The following is a 13,115-nucleotide window of genomic DNA, read 5'->3' as shown; positions in this document are numbered from 1 at the left end:
ATTAGTGCTTGAAATAACTCGTGTTCAATCCGTTTTAAAATGTGGTTTATCGTGGTTTTTAGTTGTTTCATTTGATAATATCGCCACATCTATCCTCTGTCAACTCATCTCTTGATATCTAACAACCATATTTACCGAATGAAATTGACAAGTGATTTTCATCAACTTAAACTGTTAAAAACAACAACAATCCACACAAAGGCCAAACTTCTATAAAAGAACGTAACGGAGGCGGAATTTGAATGTCGTTAACATATGAGGAGCGAAAACAGACGATCCTTGCCCAGCTTGCCACACAAGGCAAAGTTCAGGTACAAACGTTGGCTCAGCTATTTCAGGTATCCACGGAAACCATAAGGCGGGATCTGGATCGGCTGGAGAAGGAAGGTGAATTACGTAAAGTGTACGGGGGCGCTGTACGTGTCCGCTCAGGTATGATCGAAGCGCCCTTCCAGAAGCGCTCACAGTTGCAAGTTCAAGAAAAGCAGGCTATTGCCGCCGCGGCAGCTTCGTTGATTGAAGACGGCGAAACCATCATGCTGGACAACGGCACAACCACACTCGAAATCATGCGCCAATTGCAACATCGCTCCCTTATCACGGTGATTACGAATTCTGTACCCATCCTGACTATTGCCCTAGAATCTTTTACAGGTAAAATCATTTTTGCTGGAGGCGAAATCAACACTGCTGTTCAAGCCGCCACTGGGCCTGGGGCACATGAGATACTTGACCAGTTCAAAGTGAACAAAGCGTTCATTTCGGCTGGAGGTGTTTCCTTCACCGATGGAATTACCGATTATGTACTGGAGGAAGCCCTGATCTCGCGTAAAATGATGGAACGCGCCGAAGAAGCCATCCTGGTGGCGGATCACACCAAGTTTGGACGCTCCACGTTTGCCAGAATTGCACCTGCCGATCACATATCCATGGTGATTACGGATTCAAGCTGCCCTACTGAATGGATCGAAAACTTTGGGCGGCTGGAGATTGAAACGGTCATTTCAGATTGACATCGATATACACATTCTATATTTTGGATATAATGATCATTCTATTTTTACTGAAAAATGGGTGAAAGGAGAGGCCCAAGCGATTATGAGTAGCAAAAAGGAAACGCTTCTTAACGTGTCTGAGGACCTGTTCTATCTGCATGGCTTTCATGCCATTGGCCTAAAACGGATCATTACCGATGCTGACGTGGCCATCATGACGTTATATAATCACTTTGCATCCAAGGAAGACCTGATTGTCGAGGTGCTTCTGCGCCGCGAACAGCGCTATCTGGAGCAACTACGTATATATGCAGATAATAAGGCACAGTCCGTCTTTCTCAATCTGGCTGAGGGTCATGCCAAGTGGCTGATGGAGCATGAAGCCAGAGGATGTCTTTTTTTACGAGCGAAGGAAGAATTCGGGGCTGATCAAAACCATGTTATCGTACAAACCGTTAACGGTCACAAAAAACACCTCATAACCCTGATAAAAAAAAGTGATCCCGAGGCAAATGATCGAAGCATCATGCAATTTATGCTGTTGTTAGAGGGTTCGACGGCGCTGGCCGAAACGGAAAATGTAAAAGAGGTCTGCCGGGAACTGATTCACATGACTCAAAATAGTTTCAATTCATAACACAAAGGGTGAGTTCATATTTCAACTCACTTTTTTATTTTCATAAGAAGTATAATGATCGTTCTATCTAAAATAAGGCGGTGAAATTCAATGAAAAAGATAGTCCTTCCTGGCGTTGCCCTGATCGCAGTATGTTATGCTTTTGGGCGTTTCAGTTACGGACTGTTTATGCCAGAAATCTCTGAGGCTTTAAAATTATCCGAATCGGCATCCGGGGCCATTAACTCGGCAACCTATATTGCTTATTGTCTTGCTCTTCTGACCGCGCCACTCATCATTAATCACAAAGGGCACCATTACGTCATTCAGCTTGCTGGAATCAGTGCTATTCTTGGCTTGATCGGCATCGGACTGGCACATGATACCTGGCTGCTTGCAGTCAGCGTATTTCTTGCCGGACTCAGCACAGGATGGGCATCTCCAGCCCTCGGGAATGCAGTAAGCGCAGAACTCGCACCAGATCTGCACGCCAGAGGGAACAGCTGGATCAATACAGGCACCAGCTTTGGCATTATCGTCTCCGGTCCACTCTACTTGCTATTCACCGATTACTGGCGTATAAGTTATATCCTGTTTGCCCTCATAGGCATAACCGTGTTGCTATGGAACCGACATGCGATTCCTGCAACCAAAACACTCCCTTGTACGAAGTCCATCTGGTCTTGCATGAGACCCACCAGACCGGGATCGGCTTTACTCATGGCTTGTATGTTAACAGGCGCAAGCTCTGCGATTTATTGGACTTTTGCCCGAAACTTTCTTACGGACGAGAAAGGGGCCTCCGATTCGGAAGCCGTCTTGTTCTGGATTGTTATGGGCGTGACAGGCATACTCGGCGGAAGTGCGGGTCGGATTATAGAACGGATTGAGTTAGGCTGGTCTTATCGTATAGGTATCCTGTTGTTATCCATTTCGCTTGGCGTTATTGTTCTGCCTTCGATGACGGCAAGTCTGGTTTCAGCCGTCCTGTTCGGTAGCACGTACATTTTTCTCACAAGTATATTCATCGTGTGGGCAACGAGACTGTTTCAGCCGAATGTCTCCATCGGCATTAGTCTTGCATTTCTTGCACTTGGCGTGGGTCAATTTCTGGGATCGTTCATGGCGGGATACAGCATTGAGGTATTTTCAAGCACGGTCGCTTTTCTGGCTTTTGCTATTCTCGGTTTGCTGGGACTATTCCTTCGCGTGAAACCGGCCTGAGCCGTCTCCAAAGCTGTCGGAAGACAGCGCATCATTATACTTGCAACATATTTCCGTAGAAGCATGGTTGCAGACTTACACCGTTTAATGTAACTTTGGTTCCTGTTCCGAGCGGAGATTAGGCTACAATAGGCTTAAATCTCTTCGGAACAGGCCGCACCAAAATAACGAGCTAGCTTCCATCGCTCTCCACCCTTGACTAATTCAAAAGGAAGCTACGCCCTGCCCTGACCAACCGAAAATGAGGACTCGCAATGAGTTGATCTACCGATATGCCCTTATGACCTCATTGTCCCAGACCTGAACCTCAATATATCGTTCGGGACCCTGTTTGCCGGTCTGATTCCAATCCTGTGGAAAACCATAGGTCTGAATTAGTTCAACTATTTCGTCTTTGGTATAAACCTGCTTGCGATAGGATTTATCGTCTTCATAACGCATCGTTGGGAAGAGATCACCGTAGGTGAAGCTCACAACTTCTGCGGGTAATTCCTCCCATGGAATAATAATATGATCGGGATCCTGATACCATGATTCTAGCCAGGGACATACACCGAGCGTTAGATAATGGGGATAGTCTTGTGCCGGCTTTCCTCCCTTAGCTATGAACTTCTCATATGCCATATGCTCGAGGCGTCTCCTTATTGTTATGTAGTCGGAAGACCGCTGAGCGGCAAAAACTCGGCCTTCCTGCCGAATCTGTTGTGAAACTGCTTCGGCCTCTCTCTGAGACAGGCTTGAGAGATTACGGAACGGGCCTACATTTTTCTCGAAATAATGGTATCCATTAAGTTTTTTCATGCAACTCATCTCCTTACAAAACATTGGATGGATTGATTCTACTCAAACATCATATCTTATGTTGAAATTTTTAGTTACTTCATCTTTATTAATTAGGAATTTTTAGCCAAAAATGATAAACTAGAACTATCGTATACCTAATACGGTTTCATCACTTTGTTAGTCCAATCATTTTATTGTACAAAAAAGGAGGTCATCCTATGTTTGACGTAAACGTAAAGCAAGTAGATGATCAACTCGTCATTCGCTGGCAGTTTTCCAAGATTGAAATCCCCATTTCTCAAATCACATCTGTAACTTTAGATAACACCTATGGAGGAAGTGAGCCTTCAGCTGTCCGAATCGGTTATGCTCGTTCAACCGAGCGGATTCTGATCCGAACCACTCATCAATCCTACATTTTATTTACGAGCAGCGAGAACATGTATCCTGCAATTCAAGCCATGGTCTCTCCCTCAGTAACCTCATCTATCGAATAGCACATAGTTAAGAGCCACCGATCAGATTAAAAAATCTAGTCGATGGCTCTTTTCAATTTGATTTCATTTACGTATCCGTCCGTACCTCATCCCACGCTTGATTCAGATAACAGATCAGCCAGTTAAGTGCACGATGCCGTTCATAAGCTACACCGGAATTTAAACCTGCAGGTGGTAACTCCTCTTTAATTCTGCTGTTTACACAGACCCAATTGTACCGATAGATCAAGTCGGCCTCGTCCAAAATTTCACCTTTGCTACGTAGAGTGGCATCCGACAGGAACTCTGCGTAGCTGTCCTTTTGCTGTAGATAACCAACGTCCTTACTTACGTTGCACAGCTCGGTAGGTGCACTCAATTCTTCCACGTACCCTAGTGCCCATAGCATGACATGGTATGCCTCATATCCCCAAGAGAAGCGAATGACCTCTTGCTGCTGTGCTCCATGCTGATCCAGAAAAGATTTTTCATCCGGAGAAAAGAAGGCGGACGCATCATACTTGTCGATGACTTCCTGCACAAGCGCCGCGGTGTCATCGTTACTCTCACCTGCTCCCAGGCACTCACCTTTTAGGGCGGCTATACAGAGAGCTACAGCACGCTGCGCAACCTCTTCCTTCGTTCGAATCGTTGTATCCTGCTCACCTGCCCTTGCTGGCAGATTGGCATTATACGGAACACCTTGCGCCACTAATCGCTGCTCTGAACGCGCCTTGCGCTCCACAGCATCCGCTGAGGGTAGACGAGTGTCATCCAGATAACTCGTGTGTGCGGTTACCGTGTAATCCTCTACTTCGGATTCTCCGTTTACATCCAGAAGCAGCTGACCCTGAGCATTCAGTAGGGAGCCACCTCCCCAGAAAATGACCGCATCCAGCGCTTCAGCCAGTTGTAATAACTCGTTAAAGAACTCTTCCGAGATATCTTCCTCTGTCTCGATGCCGATCACCATGTTCAGGGTGGAGCATTTAATCAGTACCTTTTCCTGAAGCGCAGCATTACGCCCTTCGATCTGACTCATAAACCCAAGCATACCTTGAATCATCGTGTTGAACTCCTCGGGATGCGTCTGGCTGGTCATGATGTTGAAACCCTTTGTTTTTTTGCTAAACCATTTCTTCTGAATCACCTGTATGTGCGTATGGTCTTCTCTTCGCTGGATGGCGGCATCAGGATAGATGGATTGGATCATTTCATACAACTGATCCAGGTCAAACTGTGAGCTGTATATCGCACAGTTTCTCATGGGGTGTTCGCCCTCCTTTTTGTGTCTGAATTCTAGTTAAGTTAGACTAAAGATTTTACACAGGCCACTCCAAAGACAGAACAACCTGGAGAGTAGCTGTTATCCCCAGATTTTTGTGATTCCCTTTTACAAAGGGGAAAACCCGGTGATAAGCGTATGCTTCCGATGCAGCTTTCTTTCAGAAAGCTTTTAGGCGACCGCTACGCTTCTTCAGGTTTTTTCTTTCTTCTCCGTTAATGTGTAAAAAATAGTTCAACTTATATAGTTTTTTTAAAAAATAATACGTGCCTCAGGTTGATCTTTGATTAATCCTTGTAGGGATCGAACTCATTGCCACCCGCCATCGCTACGCCTACCGGGCGCAGTACATGATTGATTTTCAGTGTATTCGCGTGCGCATGCAACACGTCTTGCAATTTTTTGTAGACAAACGGGCTCTCATCCGTGCCAGCTCCACGGAGCTCCACACCATACGCTCGAATGGCGGCTTGCATCTGTTCTTCACTAATTTCGCCGCCCATACGCGTGCGAAGCTTGTAATTCATTTTGCCTGCCGCCTGCGTACGACTCATGATTCGTCCTGCCCCGTGAACCGTACTGCGGAAAGACTCCGTATTCTCCTCACTATGAATGCCTTCTACAATGACCGAAATATCCCCCATACTCCCGCCGACAAAGCCAAGCTGGCCCGGTGCCAGCGGTGTCGCTCCTTTACGAACAACGACGACTTCCTCGCCCATATGCTGCTCTTTCCACGCAAAGTTATGATGATTATGTACGGCATATTCAGCACTCGCTCCAAGGATTCCAAGCACCTGTTCAATCACGTAATCCCTTCCGGCATAGGCATAACGACCCGCCAGTGTCATACCCGCCCAATACATATCACCCATTTCACTGTTCAAGTCAAACAGGGTCGGCGGCTGATCCATTGATTCACCCGGTGCTTTGCCACCGAACTCTCGTCCAGCCGCCAGATTAAGGAATCCACTCGCCACCTTATGCCCAAAGCCACGGCTGCCAAAATGATTGGCAATCCATACCTTGCCCGTCTGCTCTTCCACAAAAATATCGACAAAATGATTGCCGCTACCGACGGTTCCGAGTTGATTCCGTGCGAGTGTCTTCAGCTTCTGTTGTAATCCGCTTTCGATGGTATCAAAAAGCTTCCAGTTCGGATCATCGAACAGCTCATGCTCCACCGGTTTTGGATTGTTCCGGCCTACGCCGAATGAGATCGTTGTATTAATATCATCCATAATGACCGCAATCCGGTCACGAATATCGTCCCACATCAGGTTCGTGCGCACTGCTTTGTTGCCGCAGGCAATATCGTACCCCACTCCTGACGGACTGATCATGTTGCGGTAAGCAACCACTCCGCCGATCGGCTGCGAATATCCCTTGTGATGATCGGCCATTAAAGCCACGCCCAGCACATCTCCATATTTCGAACAAGTCACCGCCTGACTGACGGCATTCTCCAGCGGTTCCCCCCAGACTTTGATGTTATCCACGATACGCATATTCGGTAACCTCCTATGTATTCTTTTTCCTAAAGTTTAACAAAAATCTATCCTTCTCGATATGCTACTAAAGTATAGGTGTAGGATACGCTATACTGCTGTAAAAAAGGCTCCCCTTTTCCGTTCGCTCACTAAAAAAGAGAGCGTCCACTAGGGGGCTCACTCCCTTTTTTTTACAGTGTATAGAAAGAATACTGCCGCTTATAAATGTTTTCGGTATCCCTGAACCTTCTCGTCTCTAAAGCCCAGTTTCTCGTAAAATCGATGGGCTTCCTTGCGCTGATCACCAGACACCAGAATGATGTACGCACATCCCAAATCTTTGGCAATATGTTCGATCTTAAGCATGAGCTTCTGTCCAACACCCTGCCTGCGAACCCGTTCGGAGACAATGACATTCTCCACGACCATAAATGGCTCGCAAGAACCCATCAGATCCATGCATTCAACCCCCATAACCGATCCCACAAGTTTATCCTGATCGTAGGCTCCAAGCACATAGTAGTGACCCTGTTTCTTCATTTGTTGAAACGTCTTTTGCATTTGCTGTGCATTCATCTGCTGTTCATTGGGAGGTGTACCCATCAATTCATGGTACAGCTGGTTTAACGCAGGCAAATCCTGCGGTTCAATCTGTTTAATTGTAATCATCGTGAAGCCTCTGCTCCTTCTGATCTGATGAGATCCTTCTTGAAATAGTATTGTTGGTGTCCCGTAGGTGCATTCTCGATCATCGTCATCAGCTCGTACCCGTGTTTTAGGTAAAATTCAGGAGCCTGATACGAGAAGGTGTTCAGCATAATGAAATCACACTCCTTCTCCCGGGCCAAACGCTCTACCTCCTGTAGCAGTTTCGTTCCATACCCTTTGTGCCTCTCTTTGGCATCAACCCACAAGATATCTAGCTCGACCCAGTTCCAGCATAAGGTGCTCAGTACCCCTGCTACAATCTGCCCTGCCTCGTTTCGAATATGAAAATGAAGTTCCTCGTATCTGTTCCTTAAATCCTCGCTCACATGTGCCGCATTGTAAGCGACCAGTTGCTGGCGGACATAGGCTGAATCTTCTTCGGTACTTGGCGTAATGTTGGTATTTGGCATATTTGCTCTCCCTCTCGGTTCTACATCAATTAAAATTCGCAATCTACTATCTATGTATTTCATATTATCGCTTAACGTTATCTCACTCATCTTATACTAAATTACACAAAATGGAAACAACGCACCTCCCTCATAGGAAAGTGCGTTTGTTATCGTTCCATTCAATTCTGACTAAGCTACTAGCTACTGGGCTTCGGTCAGATAAACATCTACATACCCCCAACCCGTCATCCCCAACGGATCTGTAGCCATTATCCCAATTCGTATAGGCGTATTACTTGTTCCTAATGCTTTCACGTATAAGTTTTGTCCAACCATTCGAACAGTTGCTAATTGATTATCAGAAAATGTCGCTTCTAACTTAAGGGTCGAACTGTCATCATCCTCATCTCTAAACATGTAGGACAAGTCTATCTCGATTTCATCTCCACCTACATAAGCTGTATTTCCTGCTGGTGCCTCGATCAGTTTAGGAGGAGAACCATCAAAACCATATATCAGTTCTTCTTTTAGTAGCAGGGCATGATGCATTATGGAATCTGGTTCTTTTCTGAGGTTGATTTGATTGGAATCTAACCTTACATATTCCAAATTCGTTAAATCTACCAGTCCTCCTGGAATGTGAACAAGCTGATTGTTTTGCATAAACAATGTTTGCAAGGAAGCCAGCCCTGTCACGTCCAGCACACTAAGCTCATTATCTCTCAGATTTAGGTAATGCAATTTCTCAAGCCCTGTGACGTTAATTTCACTCAGACGGTTGTTCGACAGATCAAGCCACTCTAATTGCTCGAATCCAGAGGCATCCGCTTTACTTATGTTATTTCCAGATAAATCAATTTCTACGACATTTAATCCATTAAATATATCGACACCGGTAAGATCGGAAATGCCAGCATCTCTTGCATACAATCCTCCTTGAGTCTGGACAAGTGCCGTAGCTAATTCTGCTTTGGTCAGCGGATCATCTAGCCCCTTCTGTAGCCAAAATGCCATAGCTCCAGCCAATTGCTCGTCAGGGAATTGGCGGCTAATCGTATTCACTTGCACGGTAACCTGGAGTTGTGCCGTTACACTGGCACCTTGTTCATCAGTAGCTTGAATGGTCAGCATCGTCTGACCGGCAGCCCGTGGTGCAAGGCGAATTACCGAGTCCGTCACAGTAAAAGATACCATGTTCTCATCTCCCGACAAGACAGCGAACTTCAATGGTCCACCCTCTGGATCGCTGAAATAAGAAGAGGCCTGCAAGTCCTTAGAAGCGTGATCCAACGTCAATTCCTGAGCAGGCAAACCTCCAGGGGCAACGATTGGAGCATGATTGCTGGTTCCTGGATTAGATGGATTGGAAGGGGTTGAAGGTACAGACGGATTAACCGATCCTCCGCTTCCTCCACCTGTTGTTCCGCCGGACGTTGTTCCAGTATTATTGTTGTTGTTGTTCCCTGTACCTGTACCATTCGCAGTGCCTACTGTTCCTGTAATTGTACCTTGTGTCTCCGTTACCTTGCCTGGATTATCTTTTGGAGCCTGCGAATTAGAACCATCTTTCTCTGAACCTCCTGCCCTCAATACTCGAATCGTGTCTGTTGTTCGCACTGCAATGACAGCAATCTCTTGTCTGGACGTGGAACGTTTGGGTGCAAAATATCCATTTTCCCCCTTGAGAAGACCTAATCCAACGGCCTGTTGCACACCGGGCAAAGCCCAGGCGCTAATATCCTTGCTATCCTTAAATGATAACGATTGTTGACCATCTGATAGCCCAACATACCCTTTCACCTTCAGTGCCCGAATCATCGTAACAGCGAGCTGTTCTCTCGTCACTACACCATTCGGCCGGAATGTACCATCGGGATATCCATTCATAATGCCAGTTAAGTTAAGAGCATAGATATAAGATTCGCCTGAACTTGTACGCTCTAAGTCTTTAAATAACTGTTTCGGTCGTTGGTCTGAAGACGAGACCTTGATCTCCAGAAGCTGAGCCAACATATGTGCAAGTTCCCCTCTTGTCATAGGTGCATCTGGGTTGAAACGACCTGTACCGTCTGGAATAATCCATTGTTGCTGGGTAGCTTTTTCAATGGCTTGCTGGGCCCACGGGGCAGCAAGCTGCAGGTCCTGAATACTTGTTCCATCCTCCGCGGCACCTACTGTTCCCGGAGCACCAAAGAGAGTGAGCGACAACACAGCGGCTATATATGGCACAACTTTATTCCGACGCTGTTCAGAGTAACCTTTGTAATTGGAACGATGATTAGACATTTCTTAACACAACCTCCTACGGAATCTTATCGCTAATGACACCGGAAATTCACAGCGTTATTTCGTTAGATTTATTGTAGGAGAGACGACATCATCCAAACAGTCTACAAAAAAGTAGACATTGTTTCATAACTTATAATAAGCCCCGCTGTTCAGCAATTTGTACCGCATGCGTACGACTGCTTGCTCCAAGCTTGGCGAACACACGGCGAATGTGAGTATTTACGGTTCCAGGTGATATCCCAAATTCGGCAGCAATCTGCTTGCTGGTTAACCCTTCTGCAATATGACCAAATATCTTCTGCTCCATGGGACTCAGTCCCACTTCCTTCTGTTCATGCTTTGCTTCATCTAGTACTGAACGGCCCCGTACCTTTTGGTTTTGGACAAAAGCAGAGAGTAATTGCTTCACATAAGCTAATTTCACTCCATCATCCGAGATAGCCTTCTTACGGCGAAGCACCAGATACTGTTGAAGTAGCCATTTTACCGGCTCGCCTTCGGAAACAAATGAACGGATATATCCTTCAGGTTCTCCCAAAACAAGAGCACGCGATAAGGCTACAACACCAGCACCTGAGTCCCCCTGCTTCTGTAGTATCACGGACTCTAACAGGGCACATTCAATCTGTTCCGTCAACAGATCGCGTTTTTCAGCATGTTCTCGAACTCGTTGCAGTTCCTCTTGTGCGTAATCATAATGTTCAAGAGCCACGGCAGCACGTAATCGAACCATCCATTGAAATAGTTGGTCACAGCTCATTTCAACGAGCATTTGTTGTTCGTCTACCGGATTAGCGAGAATGTGGGTAGCCGTGTCCACAGGGCTCTGCTCAAGCCCTATTCGATTGCGATGTGCTTCCAATACAGATTTCCAGTACTCTCTATCCTTCTCAGACAGCAGACTCTCAGCCTGCTGCAACAGCTTTATACCTTCCTCAGCTCTACCTGAATGTAATTCAAGCCTAGCTTTCAGTACATATGCAGGAACAAGTATCGCCGCCACTTTGATCTGCAAGGCCACTTCAAGAGCTCGTTCCGCATACTTCACGGCTTCGGATAACTGGTCCTGTTCCATCAAAATCTCACCATATCCTGCTCCGTAGTAGGACGTTACATAGGCAGGTTCATCATACCAACGCTTTGTAATGGCTCCAAAACAAGCTTCAGCTCTCCTCAAGTAACCATGAACGCCGTGAAAACTTCGCATACGCATGCTCTCTCTTCGATCGTAGTCCATATACTGAAACGCGATATCATCAGGGTAACCCTGATCAATATAAGACACCAGATAAGAAGAAAGTCCTTCTAAATCACGGTTAAGATACGCCATATAGGCTCTCATGACACAGATCACTTGCAACAAATATTCAATAATTTCTGGCGCAACCTGCCCTTGGAGATGCACGCGGATGACATGCTCGAGCTCATCCAGTTGCTTCACCATCTCCCCATAAGGCATTTCACGTGCAACAAGAAACAAATAAGACATATATAACTTAGGACGAGCTTTCACTATTTCTAGCGGCAAAACATCAAAATATTTACGAAGTGTCCACCACTCTCCCATGATAAAATGGGCGAACAATTCTTCTAGCAATCTTGCGGCATCTTCCAGATGTAGCCCAAGAATATAATGATCCAGCGCTTCAGATGGATATCCGTTCTGTTCATACCAAAGTGCGGCAAAACCATGTAATTCGTTGGCCAACTCGGCGTGATTCCGTCTCAACTCACGCCTCAGGAATGCCGAGAATAAATGATGATAACGGTACCATTCTCCTTCCCGATCCAGAGGGATAAGAAAAAGATGTTCTTTCTCCAGCTGCCTTAACAACTGTGGAGCTTCATGCAAACCACTTAACACCTGACCTAAACGGCTGTTCATCCTTCTTGTTATTGCAGTTCGAAGCAAAAAGAGCTGCATCTCTGGTGACTGACGATGGAATACCTCTTCTAACAAATAATCCGAGATGTTTCTGTTGCCTGTCTCAGCATCACTTGCGCGATGGGGGAAAGAAGAGATGATGGGCAATGAACTTTTCACCGTGCCTGCACCTAATGTGTGAGATAAAGCAAGTAGCTTCAGCCCAGCCGCCCACCCCTCCGTCTGATGAACCCACCCAAGTATATCCTTGTTGGCATGCTCCATACGCATAACGTTCTGACAAAAATCAATGCCTTCCTCCGGTGTAAACGCAAGATCCTGAAGTGTAAGCTGCTTCAACTCGCCCCTTAGGCGCAGCTTCTCCAGCTTAAACGGAGGATACGTCCGGCTCGATATGACCAGATGAATAGACGAAGGAAGGTTTTCAATAAAGTCCTGCATCTGTGAATGAACTTCCGGCCGCGTTATCGCATGGTAATCATCCAAAATAAGCATGGTGTGCTGACCACTCTGGGCAACACGATTCAGCAACAAAATTAATGCCGCTCTCGGCTCGACTGGATAGCGCTGCAAAAACTGAGGCAGAATTTCTGCGCACAACCCCTGTCTCACGCGGTCCAACGCATGAATAATGTAAAGCCAAAACTGAAATGGATCTTGATCCTTTTCATCCAGACAGACACAAGCCGCTTGCCCTGCGGCACTTCTCAGCCAACTCCCCAATAGTGTTGATTTTCCCGAACCGGCCGGAGCAGTCAACAACGTCATCTTGGATTGCATAACTTCATCGTATTGCGAACTGAGCCTTGGACGATCCATGGTATCCGCTGGTAAAGGGGGCAATTCCAGTTTGTTCGTCAAAATCATAAATTGAAGCCAGTCGCCATGGAAACCAGCTGTTTGTTCTTGCTGCATGTAATCCTCCTGAACCCGCACTGAGGTGCACATTATAGAAATCGTTGTATGTACATT

General features: G+C 46.2%; 11 protein-coding genes. 4 read left to right on the top strand and 7 right to left on the bottom strand.

Annotated features, from left to right (window positions below):
* Positions 1–242: 242 nt before the first annotated feature.
* From ACT89M_RS08565 to ACT89M_RS08555, 3 genes are all read left to right on the top strand, one after another.
* Complete coding sequence (locus ACT89M_RS08565; RefSeq protein WP_154886981.1) at positions 243–1,013, top strand: DeoR/GlpR family DNA-binding transcription regulator; 771 nt, start codon at positions 243–245, stop codon at positions 1,011–1,013.
* 85 nt (positions 1,014–1,098) lie between these two features.
* A complete protein-coding gene (locus tag ACT89M_RS08560; protein ID WP_154886983.1) occupies positions 1,099–1,632 on the top strand; it encodes a TetR/AcrR family transcriptional regulator in 534 nt (177 codons plus the stop codon).
* A 90-nt stretch (positions 1,633–1,722) separates the two neighbouring features.
* The gene (locus tag ACT89M_RS08555) at positions 1,723–2,835 is read left to right on the top strand and encodes an MFS transporter (RefSeq protein WP_308722147.1); all 1,113 of its coding nucleotides are present in this window, start codon (positions 1,723–1,725) and stop codon (positions 2,833–2,835) included.
* A 264-nt stretch (positions 2,836–3,099) separates the two neighbouring features.
* Here the strand turns inward: ACT89M_RS08555 and ACT89M_RS08550 are convergent, their stop codons facing one another.
* The gene (locus ACT89M_RS08550; protein ID WP_308722148.1) at positions 3,100–3,636 is read right to left on the bottom strand and encodes a hypothetical protein; all 537 of its coding nucleotides are present in this window, start codon (positions 3,634–3,636) and stop codon (positions 3,100–3,102) included.
* Positions 3,637–3,836: 200 nt separating this feature from the next.
* Between ACT89M_RS08550 and ACT89M_RS08545 the strand changes: the two genes are divergently transcribed.
* The gene (locus ACT89M_RS08545; RefSeq protein WP_253495943.1) at positions 3,837–4,115 is read left to right on the top strand and encodes a PH domain-containing protein; all 279 of its coding nucleotides are present in this window, start codon (positions 3,837–3,839) and stop codon (positions 4,113–4,115) included.
* 67 nt (positions 4,116–4,182) lie between these two features.
* Here the strand turns inward: ACT89M_RS08545 and ACT89M_RS08540 are convergent, their stop codons facing one another.
* The 6 genes from ACT89M_RS08540 to ACT89M_RS08515 form a co-directional block, all read right to left on the bottom strand.
* Positions 4,183–5,361 (bottom strand): DUF4272 domain-containing protein, encoded by a 1,179-nt coding sequence (locus ACT89M_RS08540; protein WP_308722149.1) that lies wholly within the window; start codon positions 5,359–5,361, stop codon positions 4,183–4,185.
* A 305-nt stretch (positions 5,362–5,666) separates the two neighbouring features.
* The gene (locus ACT89M_RS08535) at positions 5,667–6,887 is read right to left on the bottom strand and encodes an RtcB family protein (protein WP_308722150.1); all 1,221 of its coding nucleotides are present in this window, start codon (positions 6,885–6,887) and stop codon (positions 5,667–5,669) included.
* Between the two features lie 201 nt (positions 6,888–7,088).
* A complete protein-coding gene (locus tag ACT89M_RS08530) occupies positions 7,089–7,538 on the bottom strand; it encodes a GNAT family N-acetyltransferase (protein WP_154886997.1) in 450 nt (149 codons plus the stop codon).
* On the bottom strand, positions 7,535–8,077 hold the full coding sequence (locus tag ACT89M_RS08525; protein WP_487345198.1) for a GNAT family N-acetyltransferase: 543 nt from the start codon (positions 8,075–8,077) through the stop codon (positions 7,535–7,537). Before ACT89M_RS08525 ends, ACT89M_RS08530 begins: the two co-directional genes overlap by 4 nt.
* 93 nt (positions 8,078–8,170) lie before the next feature.
* Positions 8,171–10,255: an S-layer homology domain-containing protein gene (locus tag ACT89M_RS08520; RefSeq protein ID WP_154887001.1), complete on the bottom strand. Its 2,085-nt coding sequence runs from the start codon at positions 10,253–10,255 to the stop codon at positions 8,171–8,173.
* A 133-nt stretch (positions 10,256–10,388) separates the two neighbouring features.
* Positions 10,389–13,058, bottom strand: coding sequence for a winged helix-turn-helix domain-containing protein (locus ACT89M_RS08515; RefSeq protein ID WP_186809569.1), 2,670 nt, complete (start codon positions 13,056–13,058; stop codon positions 10,389–10,391).
* Between the last annotated feature and the right edge of the window lie 57 nt (positions 13,059–13,115).

The sequence above is a fragment of the Paenibacillus sp. NN59 genome, from assembly GCF_057597225.1.
This window is presented reverse-complemented; position numbering and strand designations above follow the sequence as displayed.